The 21186-nt window shown below is 28.4% G+C and carries 21 protein-coding genes; 16 read left to right on the top strand and 5 right to left on the bottom strand.

What is annotated here, in order from left to right:
• Positions 1-266 precede the first annotated feature (266 nt).
• The 6 genes from ACOQN8_RS07340 (at position 267) to ACOQN8_RS07315 (ending at position 4653) form a co-directional block, all read left to right on the top strand.
• The gene (locus ACOQN8_RS07340) at positions 267-2132 is read left to right on the top strand and encodes a histidine kinase (protein WP_420552201.1); all 1866 of its coding nucleotides are present in this window, start codon (positions 267-269) and stop codon (positions 2130-2132) included.
• Complete coding sequence (locus tag ACOQN8_RS07335; protein ID WP_420552200.1) at positions 2125-2868, top strand: LytR/AlgR family response regulator transcription factor; 744 nt, start codon at positions 2125-2127, stop codon at positions 2866-2868. The genes ACOQN8_RS07340 and ACOQN8_RS07335 overlap by 8 nt, the downstream gene beginning before the upstream one ends.
• A 111-nt stretch (positions 2869-2979) precedes the next feature.
• Complete coding sequence (locus ACOQN8_RS07330) at positions 2980-3714, top strand: hypothetical protein (protein WP_420552199.1); 735 nt, start codon at positions 2980-2982, stop codon at positions 3712-3714.
• A gap of 232 nt (positions 3715-3946) precedes the next feature.
• Positions 3947-4147 carry a hypothetical protein gene (locus ACOQN8_RS07325; protein WP_420552198.1) on the top strand — a complete coding sequence of 67 codons (201 nt, stop codon included), beginning with the start codon at positions 3947-3949 and terminating at the stop codon, positions 4145-4147.
• Between the two features lie 35 nt (positions 4148-4182).
• A complete protein-coding gene (locus ACOQN8_RS07320) occupies positions 4183-4386 on the top strand; it encodes a hypothetical protein (RefSeq protein WP_420552197.1) in 204 nt (67 codons plus the stop codon).
• A 66-nt stretch (positions 4387-4452) separates the two neighbouring features.
• Positions 4453-4653 carry a hypothetical protein gene (locus tag ACOQN8_RS07315; protein ID WP_420552196.1) on the top strand — a complete coding sequence of 67 codons (201 nt, stop codon included), beginning with the start codon at positions 4453-4455 and terminating at the stop codon, positions 4651-4653.
• A gap of 138 nt (positions 4654-4791) precedes the next feature.
• Here the strand turns inward: ACOQN8_RS07315 and ACOQN8_RS07310 are convergent, their stop codons facing one another.
• Genes ACOQN8_RS07310 through ACOQN8_RS07300 form a run of 3 tightly spaced genes read right to left on the bottom strand, consistent with a single transcriptional unit; the run spans position 4792 to position 11965 of the window.
• Positions 4792-6768 carry a DUF3857 domain-containing protein gene (locus ACOQN8_RS07310; protein ID WP_420552195.1) on the bottom strand — a complete coding sequence of 659 codons (1977 nt, stop codon included), beginning with the start codon at positions 6766-6768 and terminating at the stop codon, positions 4792-4794.
• Between the two features lie 6 nt (positions 6769-6774).
• Complete coding sequence (locus ACOQN8_RS07305) at positions 6775-8688, bottom strand: DUF3857 domain-containing protein (protein WP_420552194.1); 1914 nt, start codon at positions 8686-8688, stop codon at positions 6775-6777.
• Positions 8675-11965: a hypothetical protein gene (locus ACOQN8_RS07300; protein WP_420552193.1), complete on the bottom strand. Its 3291-nt coding sequence runs from the start codon at positions 11963-11965 to the stop codon at positions 8675-8677. Before ACOQN8_RS07300 ends, ACOQN8_RS07305 begins: the two co-directional genes overlap by 14 nt.
• 211 nt (positions 11966-12176) lie before the next feature.
• On the opposite strand from ACOQN8_RS07300, the gene ACOQN8_RS07295 reads away from it, so the two are divergent.
• From ACOQN8_RS07295 to ACOQN8_RS07250, 10 genes are all read left to right on the top strand, one after another.
• Positions 12177-12884: a DUF547 domain-containing protein gene (locus ACOQN8_RS07295; protein ID WP_420552192.1), complete on the top strand. Its 708-nt coding sequence runs from the start codon at positions 12177-12179 to the stop codon at positions 12882-12884.
• 30 nt (positions 12885-12914) lie between these two features.
• A complete protein-coding gene (locus tag ACOQN8_RS07290) occupies positions 12915-13250 on the top strand; it encodes an arsenosugar biosynthesis-associated peroxidase-like protein (RefSeq protein ID WP_086029663.1) in 336 nt (111 codons plus the stop codon).
• Positions 13251-13343: 93 nt separating this feature from the next.
• Positions 13344-14396, top strand: coding sequence for an arsenosugar biosynthesis radical SAM (seleno)protein ArsS (arsS, locus tag ACOQN8_RS07285; RefSeq protein ID WP_420552191.1), 1053 nt, complete (start codon positions 13344-13346; stop codon positions 14394-14396).
• A gap of 173 nt (positions 14397-14569) precedes the next feature.
• Positions 14570-15109 carry a rhodanese-like domain-containing protein gene (locus tag ACOQN8_RS07280; RefSeq protein ID WP_420552190.1) on the top strand — a complete coding sequence of 180 codons (540 nt, stop codon included), beginning with the start codon at positions 14570-14572 and terminating at the stop codon, positions 15107-15109.
• Positions 15102-15701, top strand: a complete 600-nt coding sequence (locus tag ACOQN8_RS07275) for a TIGR04282 family arsenosugar biosynthesis glycosyltransferase (protein ID WP_420552189.1) — start codon at positions 15102-15104, stop codon at positions 15699-15701. The genes ACOQN8_RS07280 and ACOQN8_RS07275 overlap by 8 nt, the downstream gene beginning before the upstream one ends.
• A 63-nt stretch (positions 15702-15764) precedes the next feature.
• Positions 15765-16586, top strand: a complete 822-nt coding sequence (locus ACOQN8_RS07270) for a purine-nucleoside phosphorylase (RefSeq protein ID WP_299119936.1) — start codon at positions 15765-15767, stop codon at positions 16584-16586.
• A complete protein-coding gene (locus ACOQN8_RS07265; RefSeq protein WP_420552188.1) occupies positions 16586-17014 on the top strand; it encodes a DoxX family membrane protein in 429 nt (142 codons plus the stop codon). The genes ACOQN8_RS07270 and ACOQN8_RS07265 overlap by 1 nt, the downstream gene beginning before the upstream one ends.
• Positions 17011-17979 (top strand): arsenosugar biosynthesis arsenite methyltransferase ArsM, encoded by a 969-nt coding sequence (gene arsM, locus ACOQN8_RS07260; RefSeq protein WP_150899393.1) that lies wholly within the window; start codon positions 17011-17013, stop codon positions 17977-17979. Before ACOQN8_RS07265 ends, arsM begins: the two co-directional genes overlap by 4 nt.
• 122 nt (positions 17980-18101) lie before the next feature.
• Entirely contained in the window at positions 18102-18461 is a 360-nt protein-coding gene (locus ACOQN8_RS07255) for an RDD family protein (RefSeq protein WP_420552187.1), read from the top strand.
• Positions 18462-18505: 44 nt separating this feature from the next.
• The gene (locus ACOQN8_RS07250) at positions 18506-19315 is read left to right on the top strand and encodes a hypothetical protein (RefSeq protein WP_420552186.1); all 810 of its coding nucleotides are present in this window, start codon (positions 18506-18508) and stop codon (positions 19313-19315) included.
• 11 nt (positions 19316-19326) lie between these two features.
• On the opposite strand, the gene radA is transcribed toward ACOQN8_RS07250, so the two are convergent.
• On the bottom strand, positions 19327-20688 hold the full coding sequence (gene radA, locus ACOQN8_RS07245; RefSeq protein WP_150899395.1) for a DNA repair protein RadA: 1362 nt from the start codon (positions 20686-20688) through the stop codon (positions 19327-19329).
• Between the two features lie 75 nt (positions 20689-20763).
• Positions 20764-21165, bottom strand: a complete 402-nt coding sequence (locus ACOQN8_RS07240; RefSeq protein ID WP_420552185.1) for a hypothetical protein — start codon at positions 21163-21165, stop codon at positions 20764-20766.
• Positions 21166-21186 lie beyond the last annotated feature (21 nt).

Below are 21186 nucleotides of genomic sequence, written 5' to 3'. Positions count from 1 at the left end.
AACACACCTTCCTTTTCACACTGAACCTTATCGATAAACTTTATTCAAACTAAAAACCTAATTGTATCGAAAGTCATTAATCCGTCTTCATCCATTTATGAATAGCAATCAACATGATTAAGGACAAATCAGAATATTTTATAAAGCCCTACTCCTTTTTTATCCTACTATCACACATTCTTAAAAGTTATTTTTAAACTAACTATATAAATTGATAAAGATTTTTAATCTTTGAGTCTTTATTGCTATACATAAACCCCCTACTTATGAAATATAAGCTACTCTTTGGCTTCATCTTTTTTCTTGTTTGTTGCACAAAGCAAAATTTATTTAGAGATACTAATAAAGTTATTAGATTACAAAAATTAGCAGAAAAAAGTAATGGCGACTCTATTTTCTACTATGTGAAAAAAGCACAAAATATACTTAACAAAACAAACAAAATAGCAGATACTTTAATTATTGAAAATCTTTTCTTAACAGGAAATTATTACAAACAAAAAAACATACTTGATTCTGCTAGACACTTTTTCCATCAAACATTAGCTTTAGCAAAGAAAAATAAAAACAGAAAAAAAAACATAAAGTACTTTAGAAGCGCTTGGGAAATGGAAGAACTACAGGATAATATTGGAAATGCAATTAGTATAGCTAAAGAATACATTAATATACCTGGCAGTAATAAAAAAGAGTTTGTTGGTGATTTGGTATATGTTTATAACTATCTAGAAAGAGCAAATTTAGATTTAGGTAATTACAAAGAATCATTATACTATAATGCTAAAACTCTTAAAGCCGCAGAAGAATCTTTAGATAATGACATGTATATAATTACAGCCAGCTCTAAAGCTTCTACTTTTTATGATTTAGAAAAAAAAGGCGAAGCTTTTAAGTTATTAGATAGTATTAGCACTATAAAATGTGGAATAGATGGAAAAAGACAGCTAAATAGAGCTTATGGTACTTTATATTTTTATGAAGGTAAATTTCCTAAAGCAATAGAATACTTTGAGAAAGTAATAGTATTAACCAAAAAATATAGAAAGTTAAAAGAAACCAAAAATACTAAGTTGGACCACAATTATAATTTCATTGAAGCCTACAACAATATTTCTGAAGCCTATTTATACAATAAAAACTACTCACAAGCCAAAAGTTATTTAGACACATCGAAAACCTTTATACATAGTAATTCTTATCAACCTCTTGTTGATTTTTATGATAGTTTACGTTTTTTACTAAGTTACAGAACAGGAGAAAATGAAAATGATGTTTTACATGAATACAAAACATTAATTAATAATAACAAAAAAAGACTTCAAGAAAGAATAGATGAAAAATTATACGCATTAACAATAGCTACTGAAAAAGAAAGAATTGCTACTAATCTTAAAAATCAAAGTGAGTTAGACAAAATAAAACTAATTTCCTTATTAGTATTTTTTGCATTATTAATGCTTGTGGGCGTCTTACTTTATAGGCAACGAAACCTAAATTTTAAAAAGCAAGAAATACAAATGCAACAAAGACTACTAAGGTCACAAATGAACTCGCATTTCACTTTTAATACATTATCTGTAATACAAAATCAGATTAGGGACAACCAAGAAGCAGCAACAGCTTATTTGTTAAAGTTCTCAAGATTATTACGCTTAATACTTAACAATTCTTTATATAATTACGTACAAATAGAAAACGAACTCGAATCGTTACAAAAGTATCTTGACTTGCAATTAATTAGATTTCAAAATAAGTTTGACTATAAAATTACGCTAGACAACTTTGAAATAGACGACTTATTATATATACCCCCAATGTTAATCCAGCCTTTTATAGAAAACAGTATTGAACACGGTTTCTCTCAAATAAACTATAAAGGACATATATCAGTTAACCTAAAGCTACTAAATAATAAAAAACATATACGCTGTATTATAGAAGACAATGGCATAGGGTTAAACAACAAAAACAACACTAATGCATTCAAAAAATCAATCTCTACCGATTTAATTTTTAAGTTTATTTATAAAGTTACAAAACAAAAAATTAGCATTGTAGATAAAATAAATCAAAAAGAATCTGGAGTTATAATTAAATTTTTAATCCCCTACAAACATTCCGAAAATGATTAGAACAATAATAATAGATGATGAAAATTATATTAGAGAAGTTATTAAAGGAAAATTAAAAGCATCATTTAATAAAGACATTAAAGTTGTAGCTGAAGCTTCTAATATAGAAGAAGCTATTACTAACATTGAAAAAGAAAAACCTGATTTACTTCTCTTAGATATCCACTTAAAAAAGGGCACTAGTTTTGATATTCTATCAAAAATATCTTATAAAAATTTTGATGTTATTTTTATAACTGCATTTGATGAACATGCTATTAAAGCTATTAAAACAGGAGCTTTAGATTATATATTAAAGCCAATTGATGATATAGAATTTAATGACGCCATTAATAAAGCTATTAAAAACTCGAAAAAAGAAAATAATTTAGAAAAACTAGTTGAAATTTCTAGTGATTATTTTAAAGGAACATCTGAAAAACGAATTGTTTTAAAAACCTTAGAGGATGTTTATATTATTTATGAAAAAGACATTTTATACTGTAAATCTGAAGGAAATTATACAACATTTTATATCCAAAAATTGGATAAAATCATAATTTCAAAACCTATAAAAAAAATGATCGAATTATTATCAAAAGATATTTTTATTCGATGTCATAAATCTTATTTAGTTAACAAAAAACATGTGATAAGATATAACAACAAAAAAGGTGTGTTAATTATTAATTCTGAAATACAAGTTCCAGTTTCTAGTAGACGTAAAGATTATGTGTTAAAAGAAATCTTCAAATAACGATAATGAATCTATTCAATGTACTTACTGAATTACTCATACACGTTCATACAATTTAATGATTAAGTAATTATAAATATTTTACATTTAAAAAGTTAAACACCTATACTTATGCTTAAAAAATTAAATAGATTTATAATACTTATATTCATAATCATATCTTGTAACAAAGAAGAAACGGAAATTGTATCTGAACTTAAAAATAATTTACGTTTTAATAAAACTAAATCTATAGATACTGCAACCTCAAACGCATTTCAAACAAAATTACAGTGGACTTCTTTTTTAGTAACAGAAACAATAATAGATGACCCTACCGCGAAAGAAGAATTTATTAATATTTTAAACAATAGCAATATTAACAATGTTATAAGGTTAAATGACTTATTTAACCCAAACAATTTAAAGTTTATGAATGGCTTGAAAAAAAAATTTGATTATTATCAATCTCTAAATGACGATACTGTTAGACCTCATAATAGACCAAGACCAGGAAGTGGACCAACCCACTCGCCTATTACAAATCAAATTTCAAGTGAATTTGAATTATACATAAATTCTCTCCTTAATGAAGATTGCTTAGAATTGTATTTACCTAATGGAATACCTTCACAAACAACATCAATTTCAATACTTCGTATCATATCATCAGCACACCCCTTAAACAACTCTAATTACAATAATGAAGCTTATGATTTTTCTAATATACGGGATACCAAAACAACAGAAATCAACGATACTACAAGAAGTTATATGATAATAACAAGACCATTTAGGAATGTACTACCTAACAATTGTAGCTATCAAGAATATATAGGAATAGATTTTAAGAGTTTTCTTAATTAACTCAGCTTTAATCATATTTTTCAAAAACCTTTAGCCCATTAGCTAAAGGTTTTTTTATACTACAATTTACACGTTCATGAAATTATATAGGTCGTTCATGAATCCACTATTGCAAACCTCTTTTAATATACTCATTTTTAAACCACTAGCCTAAAAAAAGGGCATCATAGGCGTAACCGTGCACGTCTTTAGATATAAAAAGTCACGATAAATTAATCTATAAAATCTAATTATGAAAAATTTATTAAAATTAGGAAGAGTATTAAACAAAACAGAACAACAAACCATTAATGGTGGTATTAATTTCGCTAAGTTCCCTGAAACATGTAGTAATGACTGGTGCAGCAATATTACAGGTCGTTGCTGTGGATTTGATGAAAATGGGAATTACGGATGTGTAATCGCTCAAGAAGGATCAAGAAACTGCAGATAAACATAAAACACATATTATTAATTTATAACTTTATTATGAAAAATTTATTAAAATTAGGAAGAGCATTAAACAAAACAGAACAACAAACCATTAATGGTGGATTTTCAAGTCGAGGATGTTCTATTCAATCAGAATGTTATTCAGCATCTGATTGTATTTCCTTTAAAGGAAATTGTAAATTTCAATGTTTTTCTCCATCAGCTGATTGCCCTGGAGTTTGTGTAGGTACACCTATATAATTAACAAATATAACCTAGTAATTTCCTTTGTATTGCTAGGTTTAAATTGATTATACAACTTTAATTATGAGAACAATTTTAAAACTAGGAAAAAAATTATCAAAAGAATCACAAAAACATATAAATGGAGGAACCTCAAGACACGCTTGTTCTACTAAATCAGGATGCTATTCAGAATCTGATTGCATTTCCTTTGCTGCAAACTGTCAATTCTTATGTGCATTTCTTTCTCCTGAAGGTCCCGGCATGTGTATAGGAATACCTTAATATTTTCTGTTAAACTCAGTAAACATAGTATTACTGAGTTTTTTCATAATATAATCAATCTTATTTTAGTTATATCCTTGCTGTTTTTCTTTAAAACAAAAAGATGAACCAAAGTTCATCTTCTTACTTTTTCTTTATTTATTTTACATCTAACTCAAGAAATAATACTATTTTATTAAAGTCAGCAGCGCTATTTATAACCTTCCTATATTCTTCATATTGAGAAACTTTTACAATATTCTTCCTATAATGTTCGTTTGCTGTAATTTTTAATTGATCTCCTACTAATTCATAAGACGATTTAAAAGAAAATAATTCTTTTCCTTTCTCTATATATGAATTATTAATATTAATATCTTCAAGGTTTGTTATTTTATACCCTTTAGGTATATTTATGGTAATTGTACGAAAATAACTTCTTTGAAACTTTTCTTCTAGAGGTAAAACTCTTTCTTTTTCTTGATATAACTGTATTTGCGCACCTATTAACTCTCCTAATTTGAATAAATATTTCCTCCCTGCTTTTTCTACAAAAGCTTCTGAACTAAAGCCTATTACAAACTGAAGAGGTTTTAATCCAAATAACTCTGGATTATCATTAACTATATTTCTTTTACTAACTTCAATATCCTTACTTATACTTTGAGCTAAACCGTCAATCAACTCATTTCTTTTTTCTCCTTTTATTAAATGGATATATGGCTGAATATTCATTGCATAATACCCATTGAATGATCTATTTAATTCTATATTAGTTTCAGTTAAATTATTTTCATTAAAATCTACATCAATAAGCATAGTATCAAATGTCTTATCTGATTTTATAGGCTTAATGTATTTAATTTTCCCTACTGCCGATTTAAACTCACCTATTTTAACTTCTTTTACAAACAACCCATAATTATCTGTTTTATAAGCTGGGGGAAACCCAAATCTTGTTTCAAAATTATCAGGGGATAAGTACAATTTAGATTTTGGAAAATAAATTAAAAAATCTGTAAGAAAGTTATTTGCTTCAAATTCATTATCAAACTTTGTATCTCTTCTATCTGTTGTTAAAACTAACTCATGCTTTATATTTAAAGCTCTCAACAAAGAGACGTATAATTTTACAGCACCGGTTTCATTCATCACTTTTTTTGTTAGAATTTCATCTAGATTCTGTAAACTTTTAGCCCCATCTGACATGAAAAAATTTGATTTTATATAATAATCTAATTTTCTAATTTTATTTTCTTCTTTTTTTATTTCCTCCAGAGACAAATCAGCAATAAATTTATTTAATAATTGAGTTGTTTTCTTTTTATATTCTGGATAATAAAAAGCATATAAGTTTCGAGATACTTTACTGTAAGATGAAATGTCTGTAACTTTCGTTGCTGTATTTTTATCAAGCTTATAAATAACAGCTCCTCTAGAAGCATTATATGCAGAAAGATTTTCTTTTTCTATTCCTTTTAATTTTTTCAAATAAAGCTTCCAGTGATTTTTTTCCTTTACAATTGTATCTTCAACTATAGATGGCAAACCATTATATGTTTTAAATTTAAACATTAGGTTCTTAGGTGAAAACAAATCAAACTCTACATCTTTTTTATTATAAGACGATTGCAAACTAATTTTTCTTCCTCTATAAACTGGTGATTTTTTTACTACATAAATAAATTCTATAAAACTTCCTTTTTCTATTCCTTCAAAAGCAAAATATTTATACTTCCTTCCTGTCTCTTCATCTTCTGCCGTTAATATTTTTGATTGATCTAAATTTACAATCTCTCCTCCTTTTGTAATTACTCTTCCTTTGTGCAGTTCTAAACTAGAATTTGAAGAAAATGGTAAATAGATTTTATTATATTCTTCTATTTTTTCATCTGAATTTAACCATAATACTTTATGCTCTAAAAAATACTCTATTAATGAATTCTCTTCAAAATAAAACTCTGTAACGATTTTCTCCTTTACGGAAACCATCTTTTCATTATTATCTTTCTTTATTTTATAATTTGGGTTCTTATCCCAATCGTAAGTTTTAAAAAAAGGAAGTTTTTGCGAAAATGTAGTTTGTAAACATAACAATATTGTAACTATTGTTAATAATGAATATTTATTTCTCATAGGTGTTTATTTTTTCAATACAATTATTTCTTTATATGTTTTTTCTATTTTTTTTATTTGCTTATTAAGATCTTTTTGCTCATGCAAATTCAAGGTCAAAAAATTAAGTTCTACAATTTGATTATAAATAACCTTATTTTCTTTTAGCTGAAAATCGACGCTACATTTCATTAAATTGCTAGATACCTTTATGTTTTCTGGTAAATAATCAACCTTATACCCTGGTGGAATTTTTAATTCAGTATAAAAACTATAATATTTTTTGTAATCAAATTCTTTTTCTGTTTTTCGTTTTTTTTCTGTCTTAAATTCAGATGTTATCTTATTTAAATTCAGATTAAGATAAACTTCATTACCTAATCTTTTTAAATAATTGTTTATCGAAAAACTATACTCTACAACAAAATCATTATCATAGTCATATTTATTAATCTCTTTAAAATTCTTAATTAGAAATTTATTATTTCCTTTTTTGAATTCTTTATTGTAAAATTCCTTTAATTTAGACTCGGAGTTTTCTTTTTCCAAATTTTGAAAGTAATTAGTTTTAGAATATCCTGAAATTGATACTTTAGAATTTCCTATTACATTATTGTTTGATATTTTAATATATGTAGAGTCAATTACAGCATTTTCTTGTAACCTTATTATTGGAACTTTTTTTATTTTAAATTCATCTCCATAGGACACCAACGCTTCTTTACCTTGTATAAAAGATGTTGGCATTCCTAATTTAATATATCTTCCTGTTGCATCTAAAAAATAAGTTTTCCCTTTGTACTCATAAGAAAGTATCATATGATTATCTACAATTGGTGTTGGGGCTTCTTCATATGTATAAGGGATATCCCTTGTTCCTATCCATGTTAAATTTCCTTTTATTCCTGCTATTTCTAACATTCTATAAAGAATACTTGAATTATCCTTACAATCACCATATTTTTTTCTAAATACATCATTAGATTCTCTTGGTATAAAACCACCTAAAGCATACTCGAAAGCTATATATTTAATGTTTTTCTGCACCCAATAATAGATAGCTTTTACTTTTTCTAAATCTGTTTTTTTATTTAGTGTAATCTTATTTACCAGTTCAACTAATTCTTTACTTGGTTCTTCTTTATTTACATTTTTCACTAAAGAATAATACCATTTATATAAATCTGAAACCTCTCCTAAGAGTTTTTTATTTTTATAAGTATTAATTACTGGAACTATGTGGGGTAATATATTTTTATAGCTAGGTGAATTATCTTCTAATTCATACTCATCTTTATTTCTTAATTCCCATTTATAAATTACCTTTCTTCTTTTTTCTTTCTTTGAAAAGAGAATATTTTCATCTTCAAGGTTAAACTCTCTAAATTCTAAATTTATATCCTTATCTACAATTATGGTAACTTTATTATTCACAATTGGAAAGTAATCTCCAAAATAGAAAGGACTAATAAAACGAGGATTTTTAACTTTTTCAGTATACTTTAATTTTGTTTTTGAGCCTTTTTTTAAATTAGGATAAATAAAACTTAAAATCTGTGTATCATCATGAAAAGATTGACTTAAATCATCTTTTCTTTTAAAATCTTTTACCTTGGACTCTTTATATTTTCCTTTCTCAAAAGAGAAAGATGATGCAGCAACTTCACTCAATTCAAAGAAAGATGAAAATTTTAATGTTTTTTTTGAACCATATGTTGCTGATTCATTTAAATATAAATCTTCTTCTACATATTCCTGTTTAATATCAAGCTCGTTATCTATTAATTTTATCGTAATTATTATTTCTTGGTTTAACCTTACTTTTCTTGAATTTGGGTATTGCTTACTGTATTCTTTATATTCTTCTGAATACTGTGAATGAGCAGTTATTGCTATTAATAAAAGAACAATAGTTACTATGTAATTATTATAAAGTTTCAATTGAAATAATTTTATCATTAAAATACTTCACTCTTTTTTGAAGCTTACCTTCTTTAGAATAAAATTCACCAACTCCTTGCTGTTCATTATTTAAATAGGTTTTTTCTTCTTTTTTCATACCATTATTATAGTATATAGTACTTTTCCCATGTTTAACTCCATAATTATACTCTACTTCTTCCTTTATGTTACCATTTAAAAAATACTCTCTTTTTATTCCATTATACTCTCCATCTATAAAGGTAATTTCGTCTTCAAGTTCTCCATTATAAAAATATGATTTATAAGAATTCACTAAATCTCCATTTTTATATTCCATAATTTTTGATTTTTTTCCGTTATCATAGAATGCTAAAATTTTACCTGTTTCATTTATTAACTTTATCATAGGTATCTCCTTTCCATCTTTTCCTATATAACTATAACCTATTAACCTGTTGTGGTTATAAAATCGGATAAGTTGTAATTTTCCAGATGGATCGTAAAACTCTATCCTTCCATGTAATTTATCTTCATTATACTCTTTTACAAGCTCTTTTTTTCCATTTTTAAAATAACTCGTATATGTATCTACACTTAATCCATTTCTATAATAGTATTCATCTTCTATCTCTCCTGTCTTATAATAGTTTATACTTTTACCATTAATATTCCCATTTATATAATTCACCTTACTTTCTATTTCTCCTGTGTTATAATACCAAGTCCACTGCCCATTCTGTTTCCCATTAATATAATCTCCTTCTACTTTTCTACTTCCATCAAAATAAAATGCCTTATATGATCCATGTTTAACTCCATTTACATAGGAAATATCTGTTTTAATCTTACCATTCAAATGTTTAGATTTAATTGAATATTCTCTATCATTAGATTGATAGTTTATTTGTTCAAAAACATTCCCTTTATTATCAAAAATAATTTCAGAAACAAGCTCTCCAAAATTCATCTTAGATTTTGAAACAAGTTTTCCATCTCCTCCAAAATATTCTTGAACCCCATGTAATTTTCCTTTATGATAAAAATTAATTGATTCAATAGTTCCATCGGAATAATAATATCTCCATTCTCCATGCTCAAAACCTTCCTTATACCATCCCTGTACACTCATTTCTCCATTTAAATGATATCCAGTATAATACCCCTCAATAATATCATCTTTATAAGGTGTAACAGCTTCCTTCTTTCCATTATTAAAGTAATTATAATAATCTCCTGTAGCTTTATCATTTACATAATCTCCTTTACTTTTAAGAACTCCATTATCTGAATAAAATTTCCAACTTCCCTTTTTCCCACCAGAAATATCATATTGCCCTTCAGATGTTTTATTTCCAGTGGATGAAAAACCTTCATAATAAAACTCTCCCCCTTTCTTTTTCCCTTCTTTTACAATTTCACTTTTTTTATTATAAAATTTATATTCAATTATCTTCCCTTTACGATATACATATTCATAATACAACTTTCCGTCTGTATCATAAAACTTATATAAACCTGATAACTTTCCTTTTTTGTAATTAAATTCACTCTTTAATTTACCATCTATATAATAGGTTTTCCAATTTCCATCATAAAAGCCTTCTACACTTTGCCCTTCTTCATTTAGTTGTCCATTTGTATAATATGTTTTATAACTTCCTTCTAAATTACCATTTAAATAGCTTACCTCTGATGCTATTTGTTTGTTATAATGGTACTTCCTTTCGATGCCATTAATTTTTCCTTTTACATAGCTTGTTATAGCATATACATTTCCATTAGCGTAGTATTCAGTTAGCTCACCTTCTATTAAACCATTTTTATAAGGGATATTATATTCAAGTATCCTTTCTCCTACTTTAAAATAAGATTTATAAACCCCATCTAACTCTCCTTCTTTAAAATACTTTTTCTGTAATAAAGCACCTTTATTGTTGTAATATTTATACTCACCTTCTAATTTGTTTCCTTTATAAATTGCATCTACATATTTCTTTTGATTTTTATAAAGCATTAAATTTCTCCCATTCAATTCTCCATCTTTATAAAGCGCAGTTTCTTTAATACAATCTACATTATTATACCAAGTCCACTTGCCTATTTTTTTCCCTGACTTATCAAAATTACCTTTAGCTATCAACAACCCGTCTTCATTAAAATATTCCCAATAGCCAACTGCTTTTCCATTATTTATTTCACCTATCGCATCTACATAAGAATCATTATAACTATAAGTAACTTCTTGTTCTTTTCCGTTCAAAAGGATTTTATTCTTACCTACAATACTGGCCCATTTTTCTTTAAACTTCCCTAAAAAAGCTTTAATATTTTTTATCTTCTTATCTATAACTTTTTTAAAATCAGGATTCTCAATTGAATATGAAAGTGTATAAATAAAGTCATCAAAGTGATTATTTTCAGCAATCCATTGATATAATGTAACATACTTAGCATCCCAAAAACCTCCATTTCCTTCAAAATCCTTTAATTGTTCAATCATTGCATGATTTTGTCTAGTTAACGCAATGTTAATTTCGTTTTCAATCTTATAATTTTTCTGAATTGTCATTTTACTATTTAACACCAAATCAATATCTTCATAAGAATCATCAGCATCTACTAAGTCTAGCTCATCATCTCTTTTATTTACATTTTTTGCAGTTACTATATTATTAAGAGATTTAAGAACTGTAAAAGCCCCCTCTGCATCTGGCTCTAAAAGCAAATAAAAATTAAAACACATTAAAGCTTGAGTAATTCTTTCTTGCTTATAAAATATATTCCCCATTTGTAAATGAGGTTTCCTATACATTGGGTTTAACGTAATAGCTTTTTTGTATGCTGATAAAGCTTCATTTAACTTATCTTGATTTTCAAAAACAACCCCTTTATTAAACCATAACAAATAGTTTTTCGGGTAATTCTTTAAACCTAAATCATAAGTAGCTATTGCTTCTTCATACTTTTTTAGACTAGTTAATGCAACTCCTTTGTTTATATAAAAACTAACTTTAGAACTTTCATGTTCGCTGTTTATTCCTTTATCAGCTATCTTTATAACATCATTGTATTTTTTTAACCTAAAAAGATAATATGATTTTGATGATAGGGCATCATAGTACATTGAATCATTTTCATTAATCTTATCTAAGAGTTCTATTTTTTTTTCGTCATCTATTTCATCAGAACTCTCTGTAATTAATTTCTCAATATTAGTATAATCTATAAACGGAATTTTTTCTTGCGAGTTACACATGCTCGAAACAAGAAACATAGCAATTAATATTTTTTTCATAGCGCTAAAATAATTAAAATTATAGAAGAGTAAAAAATGACATTTAAAGCTTCAATCATTAACATTTTATTTATCAACTAAATATTAACAATGCTTTATCTAATCTTTTTTTAAGAACATTAAGCTTCATACTAAATTTTAATAAAGAAAATATTTTATGTAATGTCTTACATAAGTCAACGTCTAAACAGACAGTTTAAAACAAATAAGCATGAAAAATTTATTTCTAATATTAAGTTTATCTTTTTTCTTAACCTCTTATAGTCAAACATCCACTTTCGATGCTCTATTAAAAAAACACGTAAGTACTAAAGGAAATGTAAACTATAAAGCATTCAAAAAAGACGAAGCTAAATTGCAGTCTTACCTAGATTATTTAGCTAAAACTTCTCCTAAAAAATCATGGTCTGCAGCAAAAACAAAAGCTTTTTGGGTAAATGCTTATAATGCCTATACTATTAAATTAATTTTAGACCACTACCCTTTAAAAAGTATTTTAAAAATAAAAAAGAAAGGAAAAGATGCTTGGAGCATTCCTTTTGCAAAAGTTGGAGGTAAATCTTATACACTAAACCATATTGAACACGAAATTTTACGTAAAGATTATAACGACCCTAAAATACATGTAGGTGTAAATTGCGCTTCGGGTTCTTGTCCTCAATTAGGAAACTTTGCTTTCACTGAAGCTAATTATGAAGCCAAAACTAAAGATTTAATGAAGAAATTCATTAATGACACCAATAGAAATAAGATTAGTAAAAACAAAGTTGAGCTTTCTAAAATATTTGAGTGGTTTAAAGGTGATTTTACTAAAAAAGGATCATTAATTGATTTCCTAAACAAATATTCAAACACCAAGATAGACCCTAAAGCTAAGGTTCGATTCTTAGAATATGATTGGAGTTTAAACGGAAAGTAGTATTTTTATTTTTCAACTTAAAATAAACATATGTCTAAAACATATTATGATCCGGCTGACTTGCGTAAGTTTGGAAAAATAACAGAATGGAGTGAAGAACTTGGAAACAAGTTCTTCGATTATTATGGTAAAGTATTTGAAGAAGGTGCTTTAACCGCAAGAGAAAAAAGTTTAATTGCATTGGCTGTAGCACACACAGAGCAATGTCCATATTGTATAGATGCCTATACAAAAGATGGTTTACAACGTGGAATTACCAAAGAAGAAATGATGGAAGCTATTCATGTAGGAGCCGCTATAAAAAGTGGTGCTACTTTGGTGCACGGAGTTCAAATGATGAACAAGGTGAATAAATTAGAAATGTAATTATCCCTTCTTCAAAAAATATTTCCTCGAGCGCAGTCGAGAGATACTACTTAGGTCTCGACTGCGCTCGACCTGATAGAATAATGTATACAAATGAAGAAATCGCTTTTAGCAAGAAATAATGATTTAGCAAACACTCAACGTCAGTTAGAAATTTTATCAAATGGAATTTTCGCTGATGGAGAACTACCAACATTTGCTAAAAAAATAAAAGAAACAAATCAGTTTCCACTACGTCCTAATAAGTTAGAAATCTTACAAATTAATTTAGGATATATGTGTAATCAGGTTTGTGCGCATTGTCATGTTGATGCTGGTCCTGATCGTAAAGAAATTATGACCAAAGAAACCATGCAACAATGTTTAGATGTTATAAAAACTACTGGTGCTCATACATTAGATTTAACTGGAGGAGCCCCTGAAATGAACCCTAATTTTAGATGGTTTGTTGAAGAAGCTTCTAAAGCTGGAATTAAAGATTTTATTGTACGTTCTAACCTAACTATTATTAGAGCCAATAAAAAGTTTTACGACTTACCTGATTTCTTTAAAAAACATAACGTTCACGTAGTATCTTCAATGCCACATTGGACTCGTGGAAAAACCGACAAACAACGTGGTAATGGTGTTTTTGACAAATCGATAAAAGCCCTTCAAATGTTAAATAATGTTGGTTATGGTATTGAAGGAACTAACTTAAAACTCGATTTAGTATACAATCCTTCTGGAGCATTTTTACCTGGAGACCAAGCTGCTTTAGAGTCTGACTTTAAAAAAGCTTTAAAAGAAGATTTCAACATTGATTTTAACAGTTTATTCGCCATTACAAATTTACCTATTAGTAGATTTTTAGATTATTTAATTGCTTCTGAAAACTATGAAGATTATATGTATGCTTTAGTAGAAGCATACAATCCTATGGCAGTAGAAAATGTAATGTGTACCAATACATTATCTGTAAGCTGGGATGGTTATTTATATGATTGCGATTTTAACCAAATGTTAAATTTAAAAGTAGACAGCAAAGTAAAACATATTTCAGAATACAACGAAGAGCTTATTCAAAACAGAAATATCATTATTAACCAACATTGCTACGGATGTACTGCTGGCGCAGGAAGTAGTTGTCAAGGTACTGTTGCTTAACATATAAAAAGTTCCCTTAACAGGGAACTTTTCATCATTTTAAATATTTTCAAAACAAGGCTCTTCTATAGTTCTTGTTGATTCATCTGGTAAAGTATAGGTTGTTATTTTACCTTTGCAAGGAACTTCATCTTCCCAAGACTATAAAGTAGAAACAACCAATAATAGAAATAATGTTTTTAAAGTTTTTTTCATATCAATTTCAGTTTTTAAAAACGGTAAATGCAATTACTTTGGTATTCTGTCTTTTATTCTCAATGAATTGTTTCTCTCAACAAAACTTAAAGCAATTATTAAAAAAACACAACACAGAAAGCATTCCTTATATTTCTGTAAGTGATTTAGCTAAAGACCAAAAAGCAATTTTACTAGATGCTCGTGAACCTAAAGAATTTGCTGTAAGCCATCTTAAAAATGCGATTTGTGTTGGATATGACTTTTTTAACTTAAAAAACACCTTAAAAAAGCTTCCAGAAAACAAAAACACTAAAATCGTAGTATACTGCTCACTTGGAATTCGTTCTGAAGATATTGCCGAAAAGCTACGCAATGCTGGTTTTTCAAATATTTATAATTTATACGGTGGTATTTTTGAATGGAAAAACCAAAACAACACTGTTGTTAATAAAGAAAATAAACCTACTACAAAAATCCACGCCTTTAACAAAGAATGGGGAAAGTGGTTACATAAAGGAGAAAAAATTTATGAGTAAAAACTTACTATTAATCTTCACTAGAAACCCAGAACTAGGAAAAGTTAAAACACGTTTAGCAAAAACAATAGGAGATGAATCTGCATTAAACATTTATAAATTCTTGCTAAACCATACCAAAGAGGTTACACAAGATTTAAACTGCGATAAAGCCGTCTATTATTCAGTAAAAGTTAGAAACAATGATATTTGGGATACTTCGAATTATCAAAAACATCAACAAAATGGTGATGATTTAGGTATAAGAATGAAGAACGCTTTTCAAGAAGCTTTCAACAAAAACTATGAAAAGGTTTTAATCATTGGGAGCGATTTATACGATTTAAAGCCAAATCATATTAATGAAGCCTTTGAAAAACTAAATTCAAACGATGTTGTCATAGGTCCTGCCGAGGATGGCGGTTACTATCTTTTAGGAATGAAAGAACTGCATTCAGAAGTGTTTAAAAACAAAGCTTGGGGTACTTCTACCGTAAGACAAGACACTTTAAACGATTTACAAAACGTTTCAGTACATTTGTTAGAAACCTTAAACGATGTAGATGTTTTTGATGACATTAAAGGTAACCCTGCATTCGAACAATTTTTATAAAAACTATTTCGAACAGTATAAAGGAAACACTTTGTACATCGTAACGACAAACACAAAATTAAAATGCTAAAAAAACAATTAGACTTACAAGAAACGCAAGAGTTTCTTCAAAATAAAGGAATAACAAACCCGCAAATAGGAATTGTATTAGGTACTGGTTTAGGTAAACTAGTAGATGAAATTGAAATAGAGCATGAAGTTCCTTATTCAGAAATCCCACACTTTCCTCAAGCTACTGTTGAGTTTCACTCTGGAAAATTAATTTATGGTGATTTATCTGGAAAAAAAGTATTGGTTATGTCTGGACGTTTCCATGTATACGAAGGTTATAACTTATGGGAAGTAACTTATGGTATTCGTACAATGCATGCTTTAGGAATTCAAACTTTACTAGTTTCAAATGCTGCTGGAGCCGTTAATCTTTCTTATAAAAAAGGAGATTTGATGTTACTTGAAGATCATATCAATTTACAAGGAGGATCGCCATTAGCTTTTAAAGGAGCTAACGAGTTTGGAAATATTTTTGCTGACATGCTAGAGCCGTATTCAAAAAAAATTAATGCTTTATTGAAAGATATCGCAAAAACTAACGACATACAATTGCATGAAGGTACATATGCTAGTGTTGTGGGCCCTCAATTAGAAACCAGAGCTGAATACAGAATGTTACAAATATTAGAAGCTGACGCTGTTGGTATGAGTACAGTTCCTGAAGTAATTGTAGCTAAACAACTAGACTTACCTTGTGCAGCAATTTCTGTATTGACTGATGAGTGTGATCCTAAAAATTTACAACCTGTTGATATTGCAGAAATTATTGCAATAGCTGGACAAGCAGAACCTAAAATGATTACCTTATTTAAAGAATTAGTTAAAAACATTTAATGCAAAAAAATAAACAAATAGCAATAACAACCATCCGTTTGATTCTTGGATTCATTTTCTTTTTTCAAGGATTTGGCAAAGTATTTAAATTTGGATTAGACGCAGTTTATAAAAACTTTTTCTTAACTAGTTATGGCGATTTACTTCCAGATTTCCTATTGTTATTTACAGCATATTACACTTCTATTATTGAATTAATTGCTGGTTTTTTGTTAGTAATAGGCTTTAAAAGAGACTATGCCTTATATGTTTTAGCTAGTGTTTTAGTTATCGTAACAATTGGACATGGATTAAAGGAACCTATTTGGGATTTATCGCATGTAATGTACAGAACTATACTTTTAGTAAGTTTATTAATACTACCCCGTGAATTAGATATTTTTTCTGTTGATGCATTTATCAACACTAAATTAAAAAAACAAAAATGAGTTATTTAGATACAACACATAATGTATACAAAGAAGCTGCACTAACACCTGATGTTGGTTTATGCTGTACTACCAATCCAATATGGGAATTACCTGGATTAAAAATTCCACGTATTATGCAAGAAATGAACTACGGCTGTGGTTCTACAGTACATGCACGTGATTTAACCAATAATCCTAAAATGTTATATGTAGGAGTTGGTGGCGGAATGGAACTATTACAGTTTTCTTATTTCAACAGAAACAAAGGTGGTGTTATAGGATTAGACGTAGTAGACGAAATGCTTGAAGCATCTCGTAAAAACTTTAAAGTTGCCGAAGAGCAAAACGATTGGTTTAAAAGTGAGTTTGTTGATTTACGTAAAGGAGACGCCTTAAATCTACCTGTAGAAGACAACTCTATTGATGTAGCTGCACAAAACTGCTTATTTAATATCTTTAAAACTGAAGATTTAAAGAAAGCTATTGCTGAAATGTATCGTGTTTTAAAACCACACGGGCGTTTAGTAATGAGCGATCCTACATGTGAGCAACCTATGAACGAAACTTTACGTAACGACGAACGTTTACGTGCCCTTTGTTTAAGTGGAAGCTTACCTATTGCTGAATATGTAAAAATGTTAACTGATGCAGGCTTTGGAACTATTGAAATTAGAGCTAGAAAACCTTATAGAATTTTAGATCCAAAGAATTACCCAACTGATGAGTTAATTTACATTGAATCTATTGAAGTAGCTGCTATTAAAGACCCAATGCCAGAAGATGGTCCTTGTGTATTTACAGGAAAAGCTGCTATTTATTACGGTGATGAAGATTATTTTGATGATGGAGCTGGACATACATTATTAAAAAATCAACCATTAGCTATTTGCGATAAAACTGCTGCTGCTTTACAAGCTTTAGGCAGAGATGATATTTATTTCTCAGAATCTACTTATCACTATGATGGTGGTGGATGCTGTTAAGAAACCTTATAACTATAAAAACTCTTACACATTGTAAGAGTTTTTTTATTTACAAAATTGAGTTTGATTATTTACCCTGAATCTTATAGTTTAGCGACCTAATAACTAATCATAAAAATGCTATGAAAACAAATGAGGTTAATAAAGGGACACGGATAATAAATTTTGTAATTGATACTCTAGCCATAAGCTTTATTAGTCTTATTTTATACAACATACTTTATTCCTTCGATTATGCAATATTATACTATTTAGTTTTTGTATTTTACTATTTCATTTTTGAATACTTTTTAGGCCAAACATTGGGTAAAATGATTACAAACACTGTAGTTGTTGATATGACTAATTCTAAACCTGGTATAAGAAAAACTTTATATAGAACTTTATTAAGATTAAATCCTTTTGATGCAGTTTCTTATTTATTTGGACTAGAACAAGGCGGACATGATTTAATATCTAAAACCCGACTAAAAAATAAATAAATCTAAGTGTTTTTCATTATTTTTAATGCAAAAATTATTGTTCAATGAAACGCATACAGCTTTTTGAGTTTGAAGATTTTAATTGGCTACCTCCATTTATAAGAAGTAGTATTACCAACTTATTAGCGTTGCTACTAAAAATGCTAAAAACAAAAGATGTTGTTGCAACTCTTATTATAAATATTAAAAAGCAATATGATTTCAAACAAATTGTTGATTTAGGCTCAGGGTCTGGCGGGGTTATGCTAGACGTTATTCAAGAAATCAATAAAAAAGAAGAAAAACCTACAAACATACTACTTACCGATTTATACCCCAATCCATCAGTGGTAAACCGTATTAATAATACTACTATTGAAAATGTACATTATCAACAAAAATCTTTAAATGCAACCGATTTTAAAGATGCTCCTAGTGGGTTAAAAACTATGATGAATAGCTTTCATCATATGCCACCAAAAAATGCTCAACAAATTCTGCAAACAGCCCAAGAAAACAAACAACCTCTTTTAATTTATGAAATGGGAGAAAACAATATCCCTACCTTACTTTGGTGGTTATTGCTACCTATTTCAATGGTCATTTTAATAATTATGGTTCTTTTTATGACTCCATTCACAAAAGGAGTTACCATAAAACAAATTATTTTCACATATCTAATTCCAATCATCCCGTTTATATATGCTTGGGACGGACAAGCTTCTTTGGTAAGAATGTATACTTTTGAGGATATTCAAAATTACTTATTAAAAAACATAAAAGACAATTCTTACACTTGGATTATTGACCATGCTAAGAATGAAAAAGGTAAAAAACAGGGATATTATATCTTAGGATTACCTAAGAATAGTTAACACATAAAGACTTATGCAAATAATGTAGCAAAAGCCTCTTCTATTTTACTAACCAAAATTAGTTTTATAGAATGATCTCTACTTGCAATCTTATTATATTTAGAAGTAACAAAAGTTTTATATCCTAATTTCTCAGCCTCTATAATACGCTGATCTATTTTTGATACAGGTCTAATTTCCCCAGCCAAACCTACTTCTGCAGCAAAACAAACATTTGGATTAATCGCCATATCTTGATTTGATGATAAAATAGCTGCTACTACTGCCAAATCAATCGCAGGATCATCTACATGAATACCTCCAGTTACATTTAAAAAGACATCTTTCGCTCCTAATTTAAAACCTGCTCGTTTTTCTAACACTGCAAGAATCATATGCAATCGTTTTAAATTATACCCTGTGGTGGTTCGCTGAGGTGTTCCATATACTGCTGTAGAAACCAAAGCTTGAATTTCTATCATTAACGGACGAATTCCCTCCAGCGTTGAAGCAATAGCTGTTCCACTTAAATCTGCATCCTTTTTTGAAATTAAAATTTCTGAAGGATTAGATACTTCTCTTAACCCACTAGACAACATTTCATAAATTCCTAATTCTGCCGTAGATCCAAAACGGTTTTTTTGAGAACGTAAAATTCGATAGGTATGATTTCTATCTCCTTCAAACTGTAATACTACATCAACCATATGCTCTAATATCTTAGGTCCTGCAATATTACCTTCTTTATTTATATGTCCAATTAATAGTACTGGAGTCGAAGTTTCTTTGGCAAACTTTATAAGCTCTGCTGAGGTCTCTCTAATTTGCGAAATACTCCCTGGCGATGCCTCTATGGTATTTGTATGTAATGTTTGAATAGAATCAATTACCAAAACATCTGGCTGAACCTCTTCTATATTTTTAAATATTTGTTGTGTATTTGTTTCAGTAAGAATTAAACAATTTGAATTGCTTGCCTCTAAACGTTCTGCTCGCATTTTTATTTGCGATTGACTCTCCTCTCCTGAGACATACAATACTTTTTGAGGAATTTTTAAAGCGATTTGTAATAATAACGTTGATTTCCCTATTCCTGGCTCACCTCCTAACAAAACAACTGCTCCTTTAACAATACCTCCGCCTAAAACAGTGTCTAACTCATTATTTTTAGTTTCTACACGCTCTTCAAGATTCAATTGAATATCTTCCACTTTAAGTGGCTTAGAAGTTGTTTTTTGTTTATTTGACGGCGTTTTCCAGCTTCTTTTTTCTTCTTTTTGTATTACTTCTTCAACAATAGTATTCCATTCCTTACAAATATTACATTGCCCTACCCATTGTGCATGCTGCGTTCCACAGTTTTGACAGAAAAAAGTTGTTTTGGTTTTAGCCATTATTATTTTGTTTATTCAACAAATATATCACAACAATAAAAAACCAGAGTGTATTTACTCTGGTTTTTCTACAACTTATATATTGTTATAATCATCAATTTCTTTTTGAGTTCTTGTAAACTCTTTTGTTACTTTAATTGGCTCTTGCTGTTGCTTAGAAGTAATGATTAAGGTAAATTTTGTAACTCCTAATCTTGGTCCCCAATGTAAACTTGTTTTACCGTTTTCATTTGTCGCTTTATAACGTTGCGCTTTCTTTTCTACTTCATCAACAACTTCCCACTCATAATCGGCTGTTTTATCATCGCTTGTTCCAATTACTTGAATATCTAATCCTTTTGCTGATTTGAATTCTATCTGAGCATTTAAAGGATTATTAGCACTATTATCTATAGCTAACTCATCATTATCATTACAAGAAGCTAACAAAGTAACTAACATTAAAACTAAGCTTGATTTTCTAATTATATTCATCATGATTCACTGTTTATTTAAATT

Origin of the sequence: Tenacibaculum aiptasiae (genome assembly GCF_965221665.1) — a bacterium.
In the GTDB taxonomy this organism is placed as follows: Bacteria; Bacteroidota; Bacteroidia; order Flavobacteriales; family Flavobacteriaceae; genus Polaribacter; species Polaribacter aiptasiae.
The sequence above is the reverse complement of the archived record's forward strand: the minus strand, read 5'-3'. Positions and strand labels throughout refer to the sequence as shown.